This is a genomic window from Pseudarthrobacter scleromae (assembly GCF_014644515.1).
Taxonomy (GTDB): domain Bacteria; phylum Actinomycetota; class Actinomycetes; order Actinomycetales; family Micrococcaceae; genus Arthrobacter; species Arthrobacter scleromae.
On sequence record NZ_BMKV01000009.1, the window covers coordinates 1 to 19,178 of the forward strand.

Here is a 19,178-nt window from a genome sequence, read left to right on the forward strand (position 1 = left end):
AACACTGCCCCCCGCACCTGATACAGGCACCCGGACGAACCCTCCACCACCTAACGCAGGCACCCGGGGCACCCTCTCCCACCCACCCCAGGGAAACAGGCACCATTAGGCCCGGGAAAACATCCGGGAAACCCCGCACCCGGTGAGAGAGCGTCACAGGAAACCCCGCATCAAGTGAGAGAGCGTCACAGGAAACCCCGCATCAAGTGAGAGAGCGTCACAGGGGGAGGGGCGGTAAAGTTGGCCATCATGGACAGCCTCTTCAGCCACCAACACGAACCGTCCGGGGGTGACGGCCACGCCGCTTTCGGGATCCTGGAACCCGTGGTTCACACGGTGGTAGTCCCGGGAAGCGTCGCGCACGCATTTACCGGCTTCACAGACCACACCCACCTCTGGTGGCCACTGGAATCGCACGGCGTCTATGGGGCTGGCTCTTACGTGGAGTTCGAGGAGAACCTCATCCTTGAGACGGCGGACGACGGCCGGACCAGCATCTGGGGAACGCTGGATGACTGGCAGCCTCCGTTGTCATTCCACGCCACCTGGCATCCCGGTACCACGGCGCTGTGGTCCACGGAGCTCCTGGTGGCCTTCCGTGCAGTCCCGGAAGGAACCGAGGTGCGCGTGTTCCATGACGGCTGGGAGGGTTCTGAAGAACCGGCCGCCACGCGTGCCAAGTACGCCGATGCCTGGCCCGCGATCCTTGCCAGGTACGCCCGTTTCATGGGCGCTGCCTGAGCCTGTCTTCACGCTGCGGACGCGCCCCTGCCCGGGCATCCGCCAGCCGGTTGCGCTGGGCTTCCCCCTTTAGACTGGGGAGAATCCGCAACGACGTATGGAGGCCAGGTTGGGTAGCGTAGTTGACGAGCTGGAGAGGATCCTGGCACCCGGGCAGGTGGACGCAGGGGAGGCTGCCCTCCGCCGGTATGCCGTTGACCAAGCCCCCGTGATCGACTTTCAGCTGCCGCTGGCTGTTGTCTTCCCGCAGTCAGTGGCCGATGTCCAGGCTGTTGTCCGCGCCTGCGCCGGCACCGGCGTAGCTATCGTGGCGCGCGGCGCGGGCACTGGTGTGTCCGGCGGGGCCCACGCCACGAAGAACTGCATTGTCCTGTCCCTGGAGCGCATGGACCGCATCCTCGCGCTCAACCCCGACGACGAAACGGCCGTGGTGGAGCCGGGCGTCGTGAATGCCGTCCTCAATGACGCAGCCGCGGCTCATCAGCTCATGTACGCTCCCGATCCCGCCAGCTTCCGTACGTCAACGATCGGCGGGAACGTGGCCACCAACGCCGGCGGGCTGCGCTGCGCTAAATACGGGGTCACCCGGGACTCCGTCCTGGCACTGGACGTGGTGCTCGCGGACGGCTCGCTCATCCATACAGGCCATCAAACGTTCAAGGGCGTAGCCGGCTACGATCTCACCGGGCTTTTTGTAGGCTCCGAAGGGACGCTAGGCATAGTGGTCGGAGTTACCGTCCGCTTGAAGTACCTTCCCCGCGACGTGCATACCGTCGCAGCGTTCTACCCCGACTTCCGCCAGGCCGCCGCAGGCGTCCTGGCAGTGGGAAGGGCACGGGTCCAGCCAGCCATCATGGAACTGCTCGACGGCGGCACGCTGGCCCAGCTCGATGACATCCACGGATCCGACCTCACGGCCCGGGGCCGCGCTCTGCTCCTCATCCAGACCGACGGGTTCGGCGCAGCCGCCGAGGCGGAGGTGGTCCGTGATGTGCTGCTGGCGGGCGGCGCGGCCGTCACCACTGAAGCCAGCGCGGAGGCTGAACGGCTGGTGGAGCTCCGGCGCCACAGCCGGGGAGTGGAGGTCGACGACGAATACCGCGTGGGCGAGGACGTCGCCGTTCCCCGTTCCCGGCTTGTGGACTATGTTGCAGCTTTGGATGCCATGGCGTCGGACTACGGGGTGCACCTCAAAGTTGTAGCCCACGCGGGGGACGGCAACCTGCATCCCACCTTCTGGATCGACCGTACGGGCGGCACGGTGGACGCCGGTGCCCTGGAACGCCTCCAGCGGGTCCTGGACGAGTCCATCACCGCCGCGCTGGCCATGGGCGGCACCATCACCGGCGAACACGGGGTGGGGCAGTACAAGCTGCGCTGGCTGGGCCAGGAACAGCCGGAGCCGGTCCGCGAGATCCAGCGGAGGATCAAGGAACTGTTTGATCCTGAGGGAATCCTTAACCCGGGAAAGGCGATCTGACCCTAGTCGTCCGAATCCGGGTATTCGTCAATCGACTCATCGTCGCCGTAGCGGGACTCTTCCGTTTCCACCTCGAGGATCTTCAGCATGCCCGTGTCCGGGTTCAGCATGATCGCGGCTTCATCACGGCGGTGGCGCAGGATGGAGTCAATGTAGGACTGTACGGCCTCCGCCAGCGGAATGTGCCGCTCCTGCTTCTCCGACATGTACCAGCGGTGCTCCAGGACCTCATGCACCACCTCTGCCGGTTCCAGCTTGCCGGACAAGTCCCGTGGGATGGACCTGACGATCGGCTCGAAGATCTGGCTGACCCAGAGGTGGGCGCTGTATTCCTCATCCATGTTCGGGTTGTTGTCCGCACGGAAGGAGTCCATGTCGTTCAGCAGCCGGCGCGCCTGGTTCTCCTGCGCGTCGATGCCCGTGAGGCGCAGCAGCCGCCGCTGGTGGTGCCCGGCGTCCACCACCTTGGGCTGCAGCTGGATAGTGGACCCGTTCTGGGTGGTCTTGATGGCGTATTCCTCGACGTCAAAGCCAAGTTCGTTAAGCCGCCGGATCCTTGCACTCACGCGCCAGCGCTCACCGAGTTCGAAGGACTCCTTCTCTGTGAGTTCCGCCCAGAGCCGGCGGTAGCTGTCCATGATGAGCTCGCTGGTGGCCACGGGGTCCACCTTTTCCTCGATCAGCCCGCCGTCGAGCAGGTCCATCAGTTCACCGGCAATGTTCACCCGTGCAATCTCAAGGTCGTATTCGCGCTGGCCCGTGGACAGGTCCGGGTAGAGCTCGCCGGTCTCTGCGTCCACAAGGTATGCAGCGAAGGCGCCTGCGTCGCGCCGGAACAGGGTATTGGAGAGGGACACATCGCCCCAGTAGAAGCCGATGAGGTGCAGCCGCACCAGGAGCAGTGCCTGGGCGTCGATGAGGCGCGTCAGGGTGTCCTTGCGGAGCATCTGGGAGAACAGGGCACGGTACGGCATGGAAAACTTCAGGTGCCTGGTGACGAGTACCGGGTTCAGCGGGCGTCCGTCCAGGGTGGTGCGTCCGGTGATGACGGCGACGGGCTCCACGCAGGGGACGTCCAGGCGGGCCAGCTTCCGGAGCATGTGGTATTCGTGGCGGGCCACGTGCTCGGAGGTTTCCTTGATGGCGATCACGGAGCCGCCGAGGTGGGCGAACCGCACGATGTGGCGGGAGATGCCGCGGGGGAGGGCCGCCAGGTTTTCCGCCGGCCAGTCCTCCAGGGCGATGTGCCAGGGAAGGTCGAGCAGCTCGGGATCGGCAGCAGCCGCCGTGATGTTCAGGGAGCTGGAGACCGAGGCTGCCTTGCCGTCATCGGCGCTGGCGGCAACAAACCGCGGCAGTTTGCCGATCTGCGCGTAGTCGGTGGGTTCGTCGTGCCACTGGGCGCTGTATTCCTCGGTCATGGGGTCAATTCTTCCGTACATAGGGGCGGCCAGCTAATTCTTTTGCCTGCGCGGTTAAAGGCCGACGGCGGCCCGCACCGTTTCGAAGGGTGCGGGCCGCCGTGGGTGTGCCAGTGCCGGTGGGTGGGCCCACGCCGGCAGGGTTCCCTAACCGAAGCGAAGCGAGGTTAGGGTGCCGGTGGGGACTAGTCGCCCAGGCGCAGGCCGGTCTTGGTGTCGAACAGGTGCACGTGGCCCGACTGCGGCCGGACGTAGATGACCTCGCCCTTCATCGGAGGGCGGCGGCCGTCGACACGTGCCACGATGTCGTGGTCCTTGCCGTCAAGGGTGGTGTGGCCGTAGACGTAGGCGTCGGCGCCGAGCTCTTCGACGACGTCGACCTCAACCTTAAGGCCTTCGCCCTGCGGAGCGGTTTCGAGGTCTTCCGGACGGCTTCCGAGGGTAACCGTGGAGCCGTGCGCCTCTTCCAGGACGTTGCGCGGCACCGGGTACACCGTTCCACCGAACTGGACGCCGCCGTCGACGACGGGGAGTTCGAGCAGGTTCATGGCGGGGGAGCCGATGAAGCCGGCAACGAAGACGTTCTTGGGCTTGTCGTACAGGTTGCGCGGGGTGTCAACCTGCATCAGCAGGCCGTCCTTCAGCACAGCAACGCGGTCACCCATGGTCATGGCCTCGACCTGGTCGTGGGTCACGTAGACGGTGGTGACGCCCAGGCGGCGGGTCAGCGAGGCGATCTGGGTACGGGTCTGGACGCGGAGCTTGGCGTCCAGGTTGGAGAGCGGCTCATCCATGAGGAAGACCTGCGGGTTACGCACGATGGCGCGGCCCATGGCGACACGCTGGCGCTGGCCGCCGGAGAGTGCCTTCGGCTTGCGGTCCAGGTACTGCTCAAGATCAAGAAGCTTGGCTGCTTCGCGGACGCGCTCGGCGCGCTCTTCCTTGGAGACGCCTGCGATCTTCAGGGCGAAGCCCATGTTGTCGGCCACAGTCATGTGCGGGTACAGCGCGTAGTTCTGGAAAACCATCGCGATGTCGCGGTCCTTCGGCGGAACGTCGGTGACGTCGCGGTCGCCAATCAGGATTCGGCCGGCGTTGACGTCCTCAAGGCCTGCGAGCATGCGCAGGGAGGTGGACTTACCGCAACCGGAGGGTCCAACGAGGACCAGGAATTCGCCATCGGCGATGTCGATGTTGAGCTTATCGACGGCGGGCTTATCTGTGCCCGGGTACAGACGCGTAGCGTTATCAAAAGTAACTGTAGCCACAGTTATCAATCCCTTCACCGGCAGGTACGTGCCGGACGATCCGTTGTGAATGGTTCATGTTTGTTCAGTTATGTGATGCTGGCCAATTCCGCCGAGGCGGAGGAGCGCTGAGTGACGCCGCACGGTTCTTGTGCGCCACATCACAAGCAAGAGTATGTCAGATGTTCTACTAATGGTTGCAAATGTTACGGACGTCACACGTGAGCTTGCACAACCTCCGTGCGCTGCCTCACTCGTCGGCTGTCCCTGGAGTTTCCTCTGCGACGGCGATGCTTCGCTGCTGAAGCAGGACCTCCAGCAGTTCCGCCACATGGACCGGCGCCTCTACCCTGTATTGGGCCTGGGTAAAGTCGAGGCCCACTTTGACGCCGACGTCCCCTGGCTCCAGCCGCGCCAGTGCATCCTCGTCCGTGGTGTCGTCGCCGGCGAACAGGACCCCCGTGGCGCCGGTGATCTGCCGCAGGAAGGTGACTCCCTCGCCCTTGGAGGCATTGACGACAGAGGTCTCAAGGACCCTTTTGCCGTCCTTGAGGAACACCCCTTTCCGTTCCTGCAGCACGGAACGCGCAGCTGCCACGGCATCGTCGGCGACGTCGTCGGGGGCGAGGCGGGTGTGCAGCACCACCCCGGCCGGCTTGTCCTCGAGCATGGTGCCGGGTGCTTCCTTGACGATGTCCTCCAAGACGGCGCGCACCTCGGCAAGGAGCGCTTTTTGCTCGGGTTCGAGCGTCAGCCCGGTGGATCCAGGGCCCAGCCATGCCTCTGCTCCGTGGCTGCCAATGAGGAGGGTGTTCACCGGAGGGGACGCGACGGCGCGCAGGCTGGCGAGGGCGCGCCCGGAGATGAGTGCCGTCGTCGTTCGTGGAAGTACGGCCAGCCCGGCGAAAGCCGCTGCGGAGCGCGGCAGGGGCCGGGCGTCGTCCGCGTGGCCGACGATAGGCGCCATGGTTCCGTCGAAGTCCATGGCCACCAGCAGGTGCTCGGTCCCGGCGATCTCCCGGATGGCCTCCCGAAGTTCAGGAGTCAGCGCGAGCTTGTCCTTCGCGTGGCGGGCATCAGGAGTCATCGCGGACCACCTTTTCGTTGAGCGCGTGGAGGAAGTCGGCAGACCAGTGGTCCACATCGTGTTCGAGGATCTGCTTGCGCATGGCCCGCATCCGGCGGCCGGCTTCCCTCGGCTGCATCTCCACGGCGCGCATGATGGCGCCCTTGAGCCCGTCGATGTCGTGGGGATTCATCAGCAGGGCCTGCTTCAGTTGGTCGGCTGCGCCGGCGAACTCACTCAGGACCAGGGCGCCGTCGTTGTTGGTTCGTGCCGTGACGTACTCCTTGGCGACGAGGTTCATACCGTCCCGGAGGGCCGTCACCAGCATGACGTCGGCGGCGAGGTACAGGGCCACCATCTCCTCAACGGGGTAGCTGTGGTGCAGGTAGCGGACGGCAGTATTCTCGATGGTGTCGTAGGTGCCGTTGATATGGCCCACGGTGCCCTCCACCTCCTCGCGCAGGAGCCGGTACTGCTCAACGCGTTCGCGGCTGGGGCTGGCTACCTGGATCAGGGTGGCGTCACCGACAGAAAGCTTGCCGTCCGCCAGGAGCTCCTCGAAGGCCTTGAGGCGGTGCCGGATGCCCTTGGTGTAGTCCAGCCGGTCCACGCCGAGCAGGATGGTTTTGGGGTTGCCAAGGTCCTGGCGGATCTGGCGTGCCCGCTCAACGATTTCCGGGGTGGCGGCCAGCTCGCTGATATGCCGCACATCGATGGAAATGGGGAAGGCCTGGGCCCGGGCAATGTGGGTGATTTTACCGTCCGGACCCTTGACGTGCACCTGCTGCTGCTTGACGCTGGCGCCCAGGAAGCGGCGTGCGGACCGCATGAAGTTGCCGGCATCGCTGGTCCGCTGGAAGCCCACCAGGTCTGCTCCGAGGAGCCCGTCGATGATTGCCTGGCGCCATGGCAGCTGGGCAAAAATCTCGGGCGGAGGAAAGGGGATGTGGTTGAAGAACCCGATGCGGAGGTCCGGCCGCGCTTCGCGCAGCATGCGCGGCACCAGCTGGAGCTGGTAGTCCTGCACCCATACCGTGGCGCCCTCGTCGGCATGGCGGACGACGGCGTCGGCGAACCTTCGGTTGACCTTGCGGTAGGCGTCCCACCAGGTCCGGTGGAACTCCGGCGGTGCGATGACGTCATGGTAGAGCGGCCAGAGGGTGGCGTTGGAGAACCCCTCGTAGTACAGCTCCACGTCGTCGGTGCTGAGCTGGACCGGGACGAGGTCCATGCCGCCGTGGCTGAAGGGCTTGACCGTCTCGTCCGGCGCGCCGTGCCACCCCACCCAGGCACCGTCTGTCTTGGTCATCATGGGCGCCAGTGCTGTCACCAGGCCGCCTGGGGAGCGGCGCCAGCCGGAGCCGTCGTCCCCGCTGTCGCCGGGGGCGCAGCGGTCCACAGGCAGCCTGTTGGACACCACCATGAAGTCGTACTTTGTTTCGCCGCCGTGGCCTGCTCCGGCGGCGCCGGACGTCGCCGGGGTGGTGGGTTTTTCCTGGACGGGTGTTTGCATTGCGGCCCCCTGGGGTTGCTTGTGCCTCTCTGCCCACCCTAACGGGACGGAATCTTCCGTGCTATTCGGCCGTTCGTCAACCCCGCCAATACTTGAAGGAGCAAGCTCCCAGCTTTCTCCCCTAAAATGTTTGGAGTTGCCACGAAGTGGTCCCCCCACGTCAACCGACCCAAGGAACACATGAGCCCTGCAAACGAAGTCCGTAAGTCCAAGGCTGAGCGAACCGCGGAGGCGCGGGAAAAGGCGCGCCTGATCCGTGAAGCGCAGCTGAAAAAGGACAAGCGCAACAAACTGCTCATCGGCTGGGGCATCGTGGCGGCTGTCGTGGCCATCCTGGCTGTTGTCGCATTGGTGGTGACCACCAGCATCAGGCAGAACACCCCCATCGCCGACCAGGGGCCCGTGCCCGCCAATGCAAACGTCAATGGCGGCGTGACCCTCCTGGCCAACACCGACGTCAAGCAGACGGATCCTGCCACCGTTGACGTGACCACCCTGACCAAGCCCGAAACCCCGCCCAGCCCCGTGGTGGCGCCGGGGGCAGAAGCCGAAGAAGGGCAGCCCGTCAAGGTCATTGCCTACATCGACTTCATCTGCCCGGTCTGCCTGCGCTTCGAAGAGACCTACAACGAGGCACTGACGAGCCTTCGCAATGAAGGCAAGATCACCATGGAGTACCGCCCCCTGGGCTTCCTGGACCGCCAGTCCAGCACCAACTACTCATCCCGGTCCGCCAACGCGGCCGCTTGTGTTGCCGACACGGCCCCCGACAAGTACGGGGAATACGTCAATGTCCTCTTCGAGAACCAGCCCGCCGAAGGCGGTGCCGGCCTGTCCGATGACAAGCTGAAGTCCCTCGCCACCGACATCGGTGCGGACATCAACAGCTGCGTGGACGACAAGACCTTCCGCCCCTACGTCAAGTACTCCACGGAATTGGCCGCAAACACCGGCATCACCGGTACGCCCACGGTCTTCATCGACGGCAAGCAGTGGGACGGCGGCACCGACCTGAACGCCGAAATCCAGGCGGCAATCGACGCCAAGGCCTAACGCCTTCCCCGCACCTGTACACCCAGCGGCCCGCTCCCGGATTCTTCCGGGAACGGGCCGCCGGCGTTAACCCTGAATCCGGTGAAGGCCGCCGGCGTTTTTACCACCGGCAGCAGTTGGGCTAACCTTATCTAGCGCCGTTCAGGCGCCGCCCGCAGGGGCACGCCTCCTTAGCTCAGTTGGCCAGAGCACCGCTCTTGTAAAGCGGGGGTCGTCGGTTCGAATCCGACAGGGGGCTCCACCGCCAGACATTCCGTTCAGGCCGCCCGCCTCTCCGTGCACCCCGCCAGTTAAGCTGGTGTCATCCGCATGATCAGCCTGCTGATGAAAGGAGTGTGGGTGCCATGCCCAAGACCGGCAAGAACGACCACGCCCGCAAGGAAGAGCTTCCCTCCACCCTGCAGCGCTCTGAGCAAAAGGCCCAGGACACGTTCGCCAAGACCTACGATTCAGCCCTTGAAAGCTATGACAATGACGAGGGCCGGGCTGCGCGGGCGGCCTACGCCTCCCTCAAGCACAGCTACGAGAAGGTGGGAGACCACTGGGAGCCGAAGGAAAAGCGCGGCCCCTCGGACAAGCGGGCCGAGGAGGGCGGCACGTCATCCGAGCCCACCGCGGGAGGGGTGGACGCGAACGCCTCAAAGGAACACCTCTACAAGCTTGCCCAGGAGCTGGACATCGACGGCCGGTCCACCATGGACAAGGACGAGCTGGTCAAGGCCATCCAGAAGGCCAATGACGCCGCCACCCGGAAGGCGCGCGGAAGCTAATCCCAGGCCCTGCGGCTCTTGCCGATCCACCCTCCAGGGTGTCGAATCAGAGGACACATTTCAGTCCGGTCGGATGGCAAAGACGCCAGGAGGTTTCCCATGTCGGTCAAGGGCACCAAGGACCCAGGCAGGACGGCAGCTGGCCGCAACGGAGCCGAATCGCGCCGTGCAGACGCCTCTGCCGGCATTGCCGCGGAGGATCCGGCCAGAATCCGGAATGTGGCGCTCGTAGGCCATTCGGGCGCCGGAAAAACCATGCTCATAGAAGCACTGCTCGCTGCCCAGGGAATGATCACGCGCAAAGGATCCATCCCGGACGGGACAACGGTCAGCGATTCCGACCCCGCTGCCGTGCACCAGCAACGCTCCGTGACCCTGTCTTTGGTGCCGCTGCTGATCGACGGCATCAAAGTGAACCTCCTGGATACTCCCGGTTACCCCGATTTCATCGGCGAGCTCCGGGCTGGCCTGCGCGCGGCGGACGCCGCCTTGTTCGTGGTGTCCGCCGTCGACGGCATCGACGCCACCACCACCGCGCTGTGGGGTGAGTGCGAGCTCATGCAGCTGCCCCGCGCCGTCGCCATCACCCGGATGGACCACCCGCGGGCAGATTACGACGGCGTCCTGGCCGCCTGCCGGAAGTCCTTCGGCGAGGGCGTCCTGCCGCTCTATGTCCCGGTGCGGGCGGGCGGTGAGGTCACCGGCCTGCTGGGACTGCTGTCCGGCACGGTTACGGACTATTCGTCCGGGGAGCCGGCCGCTGCCGTGCGGGCAGCGGATGCGGCGGAACTCGCCGCGTCCGGTGCCGCCAGGGGTGATCTCATTGAGGGGATCATCGCCGAGAGCGAGGACGAGACCCTGATGGACCGCTACCTCGAAGGCGAGGACATCGACACTGATGTCCTCATCGCCGACCTGGAAACCGCCGTCGAACGAGGCACCTTCTTCCCGGTCCTGTCCACGTCCGCCGTGAGCGGGCTGGGCACCGCGGAACTCCTGGAGGTGCTGGTCCGGGCCTTTCCGTCGCCGCCGGACGGCAGCGTGCCCGGGGCGACCGACCTTGGCGGTTCACCAGCAGATGCCTTGCGGTGCGATCCCACGGGACCGCTGGCGGCGGAGGTGGTCCGGACCTCCGTCGATCCGTTCCTGGGCCGCGTCTGCCTGGTCCGGGTTTTCTCCGGGACGCTGCGGGAGGATGCGCCGGTGCACGTTGGCGGCCACGGACTGGCGGACCGCGGCCACCAGGACCACGACTCGGACGAACGCGTCACGCACCTCTACTCACCGCTGGGGGCCTCCCTGCGGCCCGTGCCGTACTGCGTGGCCGGCGACATGTGCGCGGTGGCCAAACTGGGAAGCGCCGAAACGGGAGACACCATTTCCGGACGGGACCGGCCCCTGCTGCTGGCCACCTGGGAGATGCCCGAGCCGCTGCTGCCGGTGGCGGTGGAACCCGATTCGCGCAGCGACGAGGACGCGCTGGCGCGCAGCCTGGGGAAGATCGCGGCCGGCGATCCCACCCTCCGCGTGGAACGCAACTCAGAAACGCACCAGCTGGTCCTTTGGTGCATGGGCGAGGCCCACGTCGAGGTAGTCCTGGACCGCCTCCGTGATCAAGGAGTAAAACTGCACACGGTGGACGTGGTGACGCCCCTGCGGGAAACCTTTGCAGCACCCGCGGCAGGACACGGCCGGCACGTCAAGCAGTCCGGAGGCCACGGGCAGTACGCCGTCTGCGACATCGACGTGGAGCCGCTTCCCCGCGGCGGGGGGTTCGAATTCGTGGACAAAACGGTGGGTGGCGTTATTCCGGGGACCTTCATCCCGTCCGTGGAAAAGGGCGTCCGTGCGCAAATGGAGAAGGGCGTGAGCGCGGGTTTCCCCGTGGTGGACCTGCGGGTCACCCTGACAGGAGGCAAGGCGCACAGCGTGGATTCCTCGGACGCAGCATTCCAGGCGGCGGGGGCACTGGCCCTGCGGGAGGCCGCGGCGGCCGGGCGGATCCAGCTGCTTGAACCGGTCTCGTCCGTGACCATCACGGTGGCGGACGAGCACGTGGGGTCTGTGATGAGTGACCTGTCATCCCGTCGCGGCCGGCTCACCGGCACCACGTCCTCGGGCGGGGGCCTGACTGAAATCGGCGCTGAAGTCCCGGACCAGGAGCTCCTGCGGTACGCCGTGGACCTGCGGGCGCTCACCGCCGGAACGGGGCGCTTCCGCCGCCGGTACCTGCGGCATGATCCCGTGCCTGCCAGCTTCAGCCTTTCGTAGCGGCACCTTCCATGAACGCGGCTGCCCGGAAGATCCAGCGCGTCTATCTCACGCTGACCCTGGGAAACACCCTGGCGGCCTCGTTCATCTGGGGAATCAACACCCTCTTCCTGCTGGACGCCGGGTTGACCAACCTTGAGGCCTTCGCCGCGAACGCCTTCTTCACCGTGGGCATGGTGCTCTTCGAGGTGCCCACCGGCGTGGTGGCGGACAGCTGGGGGAGGCGGGCTTCCTTCCTGCTGGGGACCGTCACGCTGGCCGGGTCCACCTTCCTGTACTTCCTGCTGTGGCAGTTCTCGGCCCCGTTCTGGTGGTGGGCCGGCGTCTCGGTCCTGCTGGGCCTGGGCTTTACATTCTTTTCGGGGGCTGTGGAGGCCTGGCTGGTGGACGCCCTGCGCTTTTCGGGATACGAGGGCGGGCTGGAGGTGGTGCTCGGGCGCGGACAGATGGTGTCCGGGGTCGCCATGCTCACCGGCTCCGTGGCCGGTGGGGTGATCGCCCAGGCCACGAACCTGGGGGTACCGTTCCTGGTGCGCGTGGGTGTGCTGGTGGCGATGTTCGCGGTGGCCTTCCTGCTTATGCACGACGTCGGCTTCACGCCTGAACGCTCGGCCCACCCCGTGCAGGCCACCCGGGCCGTCCTCAAAGCTTCAGTGGACGGGGGCCTCAAGCATCCGCCGGTGCGGTACATCATGCTGGCTGCGCCGTTTACCGAGGGCGTGGGCATCTACGTGTTCTACGCTCTGCAGCCCTACCTGCTGCAGCTGTTTGGAGATCCCCGGGCCTATGCCATCGCCGGCCTGGCGGCGGCACTGGTGGCAGGAGCGGACATCGTGGGCGGGTGGATGGCGCCGCGCATCCGCAAACTGGTCAAGCGGCGGACCAGCGTGCTGATCGCCACCAACATCGTCAGTGCAGTCATCCTGGTGGTACTGATGTTCACCACCGTCTTTTGGCTTGCCCTGGCGCTCCTGGCGCTGTGGGCAGTGGTGGCCTCGGCAGGGACTCCCGTGCGGCAGGCGTACCTGAACGACATGATCGCATCGAAGCAGCGGGCAACAGTGCTGAGCTTCGATTCCCTGATGGGTTCGGCAGGGGGAGTGGTGGTGCAGCCTGCGCTGGGCAGGGCTGCAGACCTCTACGGCTATCCGGCTTCCCTGGCCGTGGGCGGTGCGCTGCAGCTGATCGCTGCACCTTTTATCCTGCTCAGCCGCAGGCAGCGGCCGCCGGCGGACACGGCATCGGAGAGCACACCGGCGGCGCCCTAGCAGCAGCCGGGGCTACGGCGGACGTTCCGGTCAGTAAGAGTCCATCAGTTCGAGCAGCTAAGCCGCGTCCCTGATGTCATCGTGCCCGTACGGCGCCGCCCTGCTTTCCAGCGAGGAAGCGAGGCAGGGAAATCGTTATGGATTAACGCCGGCGAGACCGCGACGAAACGCGCCCACAACAATCGCTGCGTAGCTTTCAGGCATGATCGCAAACATTCCCGACCGGTTCCGCACGTGGCTCTTTGACACGTTTACCTACGAATCCGGCCAGCAGGCAGCCGATGCCATGGCTGATGCCACCCGGTGGGGATGGCTGCCGGCCCTGAGCGGAGTGGCGGTCGGGGGAGAACACGCCAGGCGGAGCCACAATGAATCCGTGGTCCAGGGCAGCGGAGTGTCCGGTTGAGCACACTATTGCGCCGGTAGCGGGATCATGCCCTAAACTGCTGCACTGAGGTGCCTGAAATGGCGCTGCGCAGCAACGAAAGTGAAACGCTATGGCTACCGATTACGATGCCCCACGCAAGCAGGAAGAAGAAACTCCGGCCGACTCGCTGGAGGCCCTCCAGGCGTCGCGTGGCGGCAACGCGCAGACCGCAGTCATTGACGTCGATGAGAACGACACCGCCGAAGGCATAGACCTGCCCGGCGCGGATCTTTCCAACGAGGAACTGACGGTCATTGTTGTTCCAGAGCAGTCTGATGAATTCACCTGCTCATCCTGCTTCCTGGTCCGCCACCGCTCCCAGGTTGCCCGCGAAAAGAACGGCATGAAGTACTGCCGCGACTGCGAAGGCTGACTCCTCCCGAACTTCCTGCGCCGGCGACCTCCAAAGGTGGCCGGCGCTTTTTCGTCTCCTGCCGCCGTCGTTATGCCGGTAACGGCAAGGTGCAGGAACAGCGCAACCACAGGTCGAAAACAGCCCGTATGGGGCCAAGGAAAGCCCGTTTTCCGCCCCGGATTTATGCGTGCGTGATGCGCGGCACCGCAGCCTAACGGTTGCGCGGCGAAGCGGCCACAGGCCTCGATCTGCGCCGGAAACGCTCCTACCCTTGAGCTATCACATCGCTCTACACATGGGTGGCCCCACAATGAAAAAGTTCTCCACCTGGCTCGCCGCCATCCTCATGGCCGCCGGGCTGGGAATAGTGGCACCGGGGCCCGCCTCGGCAACCACTTCCTATTGCGGGCTCGTCTGGGGGTCCCTGGCGAAAGCCGACCGGGACATGAGCACCGCCAACGTCACCAACGTCCGCGCGGGGCAGCACTACTGCTTCGACAGGATGGTGGTGGACCTCAACGGCCCTGCCGCCGGCTACACCGTGAGGTACGTTCCCCAAATAGTGCAGGACGGATCCGGGTTCACCATCCCGGTCCGGGGAAACGGGCGCCTGCAGGTGACAGTCAACGCACCCGCCTACGACGGGAACGGCAACTCCACCTATAACCCGGCTGACCCTGCCGAGCTCTCCAACGTGGCCGGTTACCAGACCTTCCGCCAGATGGTCTGGGCCGGGAGCTACGAGGGCTACACCAGCATTGGCCTGGGTGTCCGCGCCCGCCTTCCGTTCCGGGTCTTCACCCTGGACGGGCCGGGCTCGGGATCCCGCCTGGTGGTGGACGTGGCGCACTACTGGTGACAGGTGGCCGTAAACGGAAAGGTGCCGCTTCCCCCTGGTACGGGGGAACGGCACCTCTCCTGCGCCCGGGCTGTTGGGCTGGCCCAGGGTGACTACTCCGGCACCACGAGCGCGGGGGTATCCCGCTTGAGGGTTTCGCCGCGGAAGAAGCCGGGACGCACCCTGGCCATAATGAGCATGACGGCGGCGCCTGAGGCCAGGATGCCGACGCCGAGGACGAACACCAGGCCCACTCCAAAGATTTCCGAGCCGCTGCCGAATTCCGGGGCCCAGCTGTCCACTGCCGTCTGCAGGAACACTACGAACAGCCCGACCCCGCCCAGCACCGGGCACACCAGCCGGAGAACGAAGTGCCGCAGGCTGTCGAAGACGCTGTGGCGGAAGTACCAGGCGCAGGCCAGTGCCGTCAGTCCGTAGTAGAAGCAGATCATCAGTCCGAGCGCCAGGATGGTGTCGTTGAGGACGTTCTCGCTGAGCACATGCATTACCGCGTAGAAGCCCGCAGACATGATGCCGGCGGCAACGGTGGCGAAGCCCGGCGTCGCGAACTTCCTGCTGACGCGGCCGAACGGTGCGGGCAGGGCGCCGTAGAACCCCATGGCCAGCATGCTCCTGGAGGGGGACATGAACGTGGACTGCAGGGAAGCAGCCGAGCTGGACAGCACGGCAAGGGACATGAGGATGGCGAACGGACCCATGATGGGGGAGGCCAGGGCGGTGAAGATGTTCTCGTGGATCTCGGTATTGTTCAGGCCGTTGCCGGTATCCCCGACGCCGGCGAACATCATGGTGGCGATGCTCACCAGCAGGTAGATCGCCAGGACAATGAGGGCGGTGAGGGTACCGGCCAGCCCGGAGGTCTTCCGGCCGTTGGACGTTTCCTCATTGACCGTCAGGCAGACGTCCCAGCCCCAGTAGACAAAGATGGAGAGCGAGATGCCGGCGGCGATCTGCCCAAAAGTCTCGATCCTGGTGACGTCGAACCATTCCCAGCTGAACGGGATGGCGGTTTCAGACGAGGACCAGTTGGCAAAGGCCATGCCGACAAACAGCCCCAGGACCAGCAACTGGAATCCCACCAGGCTGTACTGGACCAGCTTGGTGGTGTGGAGTCCCCGGTAGCTGACCCAGACCGCCAGGGCCACGAACACAAAGCAGGTCAGCACGTTCAGTGCCTTGTTTGCTGACAGCTCAGCAAGTTCGGGTGAGCCGGTCAGCTGTGAAAGGAAGAGGTAAAAGAAGTCGACGGCGACTCCCGCGAGGTTGGAGAGCACAATGATGTTCGCGGCCAGCAGGCCCCAGCCTCCCATCCATCCCACCCAGGGGCCGAAGGCCTTGGTGACCCAGGTGAAAGTGGTGCCGCTGTCCGGGGAATCGGCATTGAGTTCCCGGTAGGCCAGGGAGACCAGGATCATGGGGATGAACCCGATCAGGAAGATGACAGGCAGCTGGAGCCCGGCTTCGTTGACCGTGGGACCCAGGGCGCTGGTGAGGGTGTAGGCGGGGGCAATGGTTGATATGCCCAGGACCACGACGGCGAGCAGGCCCAGCTGCCCGCCCTTCAGTCCTTTGGGGCTGATGCCGGACGTCCCCGGGGAGTGCGGCCCGGAACCGGCAGGGGATGTTCTGGTGCGGATGGTCTCGGTCATGGCACCACTTTCTGGAAGATGTTGAGACAACGGTCACTATATGAATGGCGTTCATTTAGTATGAGTGGATGTGACGCAGGACGCAAGGGGAAATATGAATGCCGTTCGTTTATGTCCGTGTTTCACAAATTAGTAAGCTCACTGAGAAATCCTCCGCCGACCGTCCCCAGCGCGCTGCGGTGCTGATAGCGTCGGGACTACTGGACCACTTGAGGAGGACGCATGAAAGCTTCACCGACACTGACCAACAACCTGCAGGCCGTGCTCGCCGACCTGATCGAACTGCACATCCAGGGCAAGCAGGCGCACTGGAACATCGTGGGAACCAACTTCCGCGACCTGCACCTGCAGTTGGATGAAATCGTGGACGCTGCCCGCCAGTTCGCTGATGACACTGCCGAGCGGATGCGGGCACTGCACGCGCTGCCGGACGGCCGCAGCTCCACCGTGTCCGGGTCCACGAGCCTGGCCCAGTTCCCTGAAGGCCTGATCAGCACCAAGGACGCGATCGAACGCATCGTCGCTGCCCTTGAGGCTGCCGTTGGCACCATGCGCAAGGTTCACGATGAAGTGGATGAAGAGGATCCCACCACTGCGGACCTTCTGCACGAGTTCATCGCCAAGCTGGAGCAGTATGCCTGGATGGTCAACGCGGAAAACATGAAGCCTACCGCCAGCGTTACGGCGCCGGACGCAAAGTAGCAGCGTCCGCAGCGAAGCGGAGTGCAGGGCGCCCGCAGCCGGAGGTGGAATCCTCCGGCTGCGGGCGCCTTTTGCTGTCCCGGGACGTGGTGGGCAGGGCACCTTTCAGCTGTCCGCCTTGGGCACTTTCCGAAGCACGACGGCGGCGAGGACTGCCGCCGTCGCCATCAGTACCAGCCCAATTCCTGCGGTGATGTGCACTCCCGAATCGAACGCGGCTGCCGCGGCCAGGCGCACGGCGTCTGCAAGGGGCTGCGGCAGCCTGGCCGCCAGCTCCATGGCGCCGGCGAGGGTCTCGCCGGCCTGCGCGGTTCCCGCGGTGGGGGCGCCTTCGGTGATGCCCGCCGGCAGCCGCAGGTTGTGCTGGTACGAGGCCGTAAGAATGGAGCCCAATACCGCGGTTCCCAGCAGTGCGCCCACCTCGTAGCCCGTCTCGGAGACCGCTGCTGCTGCGCCTGATTTTTCCGGGGGCGCACTTCCCAGGATGAGGTCGTTGGAGATTGTTTCGGCAGTTCCCACGCCCAGCGCGAGGATCAGCAGTGCGGCCAGTAGCAGTGAGGGACCCCCCGTGTGGCTGCCAAAGGTGACCAGGCTGTACCCCATGGCGCTCATCGCGAGCCCGGCCGCCACCACGAAGCCCGGCCGCATCTTCCGCACGGCCGGCACCGCGGCGAGCCCCGCAACAACGGTGGCCACCAGGGCCGGAATCATCGCCATTCCGGCGGCCGAGGGTGACATGCCCTCGATGAGCTGAAGGTGCTGGGCCAGGAAGAGGATGAACCCGTTGAAGGAGAACAAGGCCAGGACGTTGGCGGTGATCGCCATGCTGAAAACCCTGTTCCGGAACAGGGAAATGTCCAGGAGCGGGCTGTGCAGGCGCTGCTGGCGGCGGACAAACACAACACCCATTGCCACGCCGAACGCCATGGTCCCCAGCGCCGCGGCGCCTGGTCCTTCAGTGGCGAACTCCTTGATCCCATAGACCACCGGGGCCATGGTGAGCAGCGAGAGCAGGATGCTGGGCGCGTCCACCTTCCCCGGGGACGGGTCCCGGGATTCCGGAATGAAGGCGGGGCCCAGGACCAGGAGGGGGAGCATGATGGGCACTGCGACCAGAAGCACTGCTCCCCACCAGAATTGTTCCACCAGCCAGCCGCCAAAGATCGGCCCCAGTGCGGCGCCGCCCGAGAACCCTGCGGCCCAGACCGCGATGGCCAGCCGCCGCCGGTTGGGGTCCGGAAAGATGTTCCGGATCAGCGACAGCGTGGAGGGCATCAGCATGGCACCAAAGAAGCCCAGCGCGGCCCTGCCTGCGATAAGCCAGCCGGCGCTGGGGGCAAAGGCGGTGGCTGCTGATACCGCCGCGAAGCCAATGCTGCCGATGATCAGCAGCCGCCGGCGTCCGACTCTGTCGCCCAGGCTCCCCATGGCAACCAGGAGCCCCGCCAGCACCAGCGGGTAGGCGTCCACCACCCAGAGGAGCTGAACTCCCGAGGTGTCCAGGGCGCTCGCGATGGCCGGCAGTGCAAACGTCAGTGCCGTGTTGTCCACGGCCACCAGCAGGACTGGGAACATCAGTAGCGCCAGCGCCAGCCAGTCCCGCCGGCCTCCCCGGAAGCGGTTGCCTGCGGGCAGATTGGACGGAGCGGGGTGGAAGCTCTTGGGCTGGGAGGCGGCGGGCGGTGTCATGAACTTAACTGTACCGTCTGGACGGTATAGTTAAGAAATCGAATCCCGACCGTGCATGATGGGAACCATGGCCAGGAAACCCGTCGCGCGAGATGCAGTCCTCGATGCTTTTGAAGAGCTCCTTATCGACGTGGGGGAGCGGGCGGCCACCCTCGATGCGGTCGCCAGGCGGGCCGGAGTCTCCAAGGGCGGCCTGCTCTACCACTTCCCCAACAAGGAAGCACTGATCACGGCCACCCTCGAGCGGCTGGACCGGCTGGCAGGGGAGGATCTCGCCGCGATGGCGGCCGCGAAGGAAGGCGCCGCCGCGTACTTCATCCGGTCATCCCTCTGGTCCGACACCCCCATGGACCGCTCCTTTGTTGCTGCCACCCGCCTGGCGGAAGTGGCACATGAGGAGGCACGGCGCCGCTTCGCCGCGATCCAGCAGCAGTGGCTGGACCTCATCGGGAAGGACGTGGGTACGGCAATGGCCAAGGCGGTGCTGTACATGGGGGATGGGCTGTACTTCAATGCCATGTGGGAGAGCGGGCCGTCCGGTAACCCCGGGAACAGGCGGGAAGACGTGGAGGAACTCCTGGCGGCAGTGGAGCGGCTGAGGGGCTGACCGGCATTTGCCCGCGGGCCCGCAGCGTAGGAGAATTGCTCCATGTGTGGGCCGTCACCG

The 19,178-nt window shown here is 65.5% G+C and carries 17 protein-coding genes and 1 tRNA gene; 12 read left to right on the forward strand and 6 right to left on the reverse strand.

The features are described 5' to 3' along the window. Positions 1–249 precede the first annotated feature (249 nt). The gene (locus IEX33_RS18030) at positions 250–741 is read left to right on the forward strand and encodes an SRPBCC family protein (RefSeq protein WP_188732288.1); all 492 of its coding nucleotides are present in this window, start codon (positions 250–252) and stop codon (positions 739–741) included. A 109-nt stretch (positions 742–850) separates the two neighbouring features. Further along, positions 851–2,221: an FAD-binding oxidoreductase gene (locus tag IEX33_RS18035; RefSeq protein WP_229675447.1), complete on the forward strand. Its 1,371-nt coding sequence runs from the start codon at positions 851–853 to the stop codon at positions 2,219–2,221. Positions 2,222–2,223: 2 nt separating this feature from the next. Here the strand turns inward: IEX33_RS18035 and IEX33_RS18040 are convergent, their stop codons facing one another. The 4 genes from IEX33_RS18040 to IEX33_RS18055 all read right to left on the reverse strand — a co-directional run bounded on the left by IEX33_RS18040 (position 2,224) and on the right by IEX33_RS18055 (position 7,468). After that, positions 2,224–3,642, reverse strand: coding sequence for a DUF4032 domain-containing protein (locus IEX33_RS18040; protein ID WP_174179679.1), 1,419 nt, complete (start codon positions 3,640–3,642; stop codon positions 2,224–2,226). A 185-nt stretch (positions 3,643–3,827) separates the two neighbouring features. Next, a complete protein-coding gene (locus tag IEX33_RS18045; RefSeq protein ID WP_174179677.1) occupies positions 3,828–4,910 on the reverse strand; it encodes an ABC transporter ATP-binding protein in 1,083 nt (360 codons plus the stop codon). A gap of 229 nt (positions 4,911–5,139) precedes the next feature. Beyond that, positions 5,140–5,976, reverse strand: coding sequence for a trehalose-phosphatase (otsB, locus tag IEX33_RS18050; RefSeq protein ID WP_188732290.1), 837 nt, complete (start codon positions 5,974–5,976; stop codon positions 5,140–5,142). Then, a complete protein-coding gene (locus IEX33_RS18055; RefSeq protein ID WP_188732291.1) occupies positions 5,966–7,468 on the reverse strand; it encodes an alpha,alpha-trehalose-phosphate synthase (UDP-forming) in 1,503 nt (500 codons plus the stop codon). Before IEX33_RS18055 ends, otsB begins: the two co-directional genes overlap by 11 nt. A 180-nt stretch (positions 7,469–7,648) precedes the next feature. On the opposite strand from IEX33_RS18055, the gene IEX33_RS18060 reads away from it, so the two are divergent. From IEX33_RS18060 to IEX33_RS18095, 8 genes are all read left to right on the forward strand, one after another. Continuing rightward, complete coding sequence (locus IEX33_RS18060; protein ID WP_188732292.1) at positions 7,649–8,521, forward strand: DsbA family protein; 873 nt, start codon at positions 7,649–7,651, stop codon at positions 8,519–8,521. 164 nt (positions 8,522–8,685) lie between these two features. Next, positions 8,686–8,762: transfer RNA gene (locus IEX33_RS18065), tRNA-Thr, on the forward strand. Between the two features lie 103 nt (positions 8,763–8,865). Further along, on the forward strand, positions 8,866–9,291 hold the full coding sequence (locus tag IEX33_RS18070; protein WP_188732293.1) for a ChaB family protein: 426 nt from the start codon (positions 8,866–8,868) through the stop codon (positions 9,289–9,291). 99 nt (positions 9,292–9,390) lie between these two features. Next, positions 9,391–11,562, forward strand: coding sequence for an elongation factor G-like protein EF-G2 (locus tag IEX33_RS18075; protein ID WP_188732294.1), 2,172 nt, complete (start codon positions 9,391–9,393; stop codon positions 11,560–11,562). Between the two features lie 11 nt (positions 11,563–11,573). Then, the gene (locus IEX33_RS18080; RefSeq protein ID WP_188732295.1) at positions 11,574–12,830 is read left to right on the forward strand and encodes an MFS transporter; all 1,257 of its coding nucleotides are present in this window, start codon (positions 11,574–11,576) and stop codon (positions 12,828–12,830) included. Positions 12,831–13,032: 202 nt separating this feature from the next. Continuing rightward, complete coding sequence (locus IEX33_RS18085) at positions 13,033–13,236, forward strand: hypothetical protein (RefSeq protein WP_188732296.1); 204 nt, start codon at positions 13,033–13,035, stop codon at positions 13,234–13,236. A 91-nt stretch (positions 13,237–13,327) separates the two neighbouring features. Further along, positions 13,328–13,630: a DUF4193 domain-containing protein gene (locus tag IEX33_RS18090; protein WP_104189665.1), complete on the forward strand. Its 303-nt coding sequence runs from the start codon at positions 13,328–13,330 to the stop codon at positions 13,628–13,630. A 292-nt stretch (positions 13,631–13,922) separates the two neighbouring features. Beyond that, positions 13,923–14,471 (forward strand): AMIN-like domain-containing (lipo)protein, encoded by a 549-nt coding sequence (locus IEX33_RS18095; RefSeq protein WP_188732297.1) that lies wholly within the window; start codon positions 13,923–13,925, stop codon positions 14,469–14,471. Positions 14,472–14,563: 92 nt separating this feature from the next. Here the strand turns inward: IEX33_RS18095 and IEX33_RS18100 are convergent, their stop codons facing one another. Continuing rightward, positions 14,564–16,120: an APC family permease gene (locus tag IEX33_RS18100; protein ID WP_188732298.1), complete on the reverse strand. Its 1,557-nt coding sequence runs from the start codon at positions 16,118–16,120 to the stop codon at positions 14,564–14,566. A 222-nt stretch (positions 16,121–16,342) separates the two neighbouring features. Here IEX33_RS18100 and IEX33_RS18105 point away from each other — a divergent pair, with 222 nt between their 5' ends. Next, on the forward strand, positions 16,343–16,822 hold the full coding sequence (locus tag IEX33_RS18105; RefSeq protein WP_104189606.1) for a Dps family protein: 480 nt from the start codon (positions 16,343–16,345) through the stop codon (positions 16,820–16,822). Positions 16,823–16,927: 105 nt separating this feature from the next. On the opposite strand, the gene IEX33_RS18110 is transcribed toward IEX33_RS18105, so the two are convergent. After that, complete coding sequence (locus IEX33_RS18110) at positions 16,928–18,511, reverse strand: MFS transporter (RefSeq protein ID WP_188732299.1); 1,584 nt, start codon at positions 18,509–18,511, stop codon at positions 16,928–16,930. A gap of 67 nt (positions 18,512–18,578) precedes the next feature. On the opposite strand from IEX33_RS18110, the gene IEX33_RS18115 reads away from it, so the two are divergent. Next, on the forward strand, positions 18,579–19,118 hold the full coding sequence (locus tag IEX33_RS18115; RefSeq protein ID WP_188732300.1) for a TetR/AcrR family transcriptional regulator: 540 nt from the start codon (positions 18,579–18,581) through the stop codon (positions 19,116–19,118). The last annotated feature ends 60 nt before the right edge of the window (positions 19,119–19,178 follow it).

Bases quoted from the DNA above. Each gene is read 5' to 3' on its own strand.
- IEX33_RS18030 (WP_188732288.1), top strand. From the start codon at position 250: ATGGACAGCCTCTTCAGCCACCAACACGAACCGTCCGGGGGTGACGGC.
- IEX33_RS18100 (WP_188732298.1), bottom strand. From the start codon at position 16,120: ATGACCGAGACCATCCGCACCAGAACATCCCCTGCCGGTTCCGGGCCG.
- IEX33_RS18090 (WP_104189665.1), top strand. From the start codon at position 13,328: ATGGCTACCGATTACGATGCCCCACGCAAGCAGGAAGAAGAAACTCCG.
- IEX33_RS18055 (WP_188732291.1), bottom strand. From the start codon at position 7,468: ATGCAAACACCCGTCCAGGAAAAACCCACCACCCCGGCGACGTCCGGC.
- IEX33_RS18115 (WP_188732300.1), top strand. From the start codon at position 18,579: ATGGCCAGGAAACCCGTCGCGCGAGATGCAGTCCTCGATGCTTTTGAA.
- IEX33_RS18060 (WP_188732292.1), top strand. From the start codon at position 7,649: ATGAGCCCTGCAAACGAAGTCCGTAAGTCCAAGGCTGAGCGAACCGCG.
- IEX33_RS18105 (WP_104189606.1), top strand. From the start codon at position 16,343: ATGAAAGCTTCACCGACACTGACCAACAACCTGCAGGCCGTGCTCGCC.
- IEX33_RS18095 (WP_188732297.1), top strand. From the start codon at position 13,923: ATGAAAAAGTTCTCCACCTGGCTCGCCGCCATCCTCATGGCCGCCGGG.
- IEX33_RS18110 (WP_188732299.1), bottom strand. From the start codon at position 18,511: ATGACACCGCCCGCCGCCTCCCAGCCCAAGAGCTTCCACCCCGCTCCG.
- IEX33_RS18070 (WP_188732293.1), top strand. From the start codon at position 8,866: ATGCCCAAGACCGGCAAGAACGACCACGCCCGCAAGGAAGAGCTTCCC.
- IEX33_RS18075 (WP_188732294.1), top strand. From the start codon at position 9,391: ATGTCGGTCAAGGGCACCAAGGACCCAGGCAGGACGGCAGCTGGCCGC.
- IEX33_RS18080 (WP_188732295.1), top strand. From the start codon at position 11,574: ATGAACGCGGCTGCCCGGAAGATCCAGCGCGTCTATCTCACGCTGACC.
- otsB (WP_188732290.1), bottom strand. From the start codon at position 5,976: ATGACTCCTGATGCCCGCCACGCGAAGGACAAGCTCGCGCTGACTCCT.
- IEX33_RS18085 (WP_188732296.1), top strand. From the start codon at position 13,033: ATGATCGCAAACATTCCCGACCGGTTCCGCACGTGGCTCTTTGACACG.
- IEX33_RS18040 (WP_174179679.1), bottom strand. From the start codon at position 3,642: ATGACCGAGGAATACAGCGCCCAGTGGCACGACGAACCCACCGACTAC.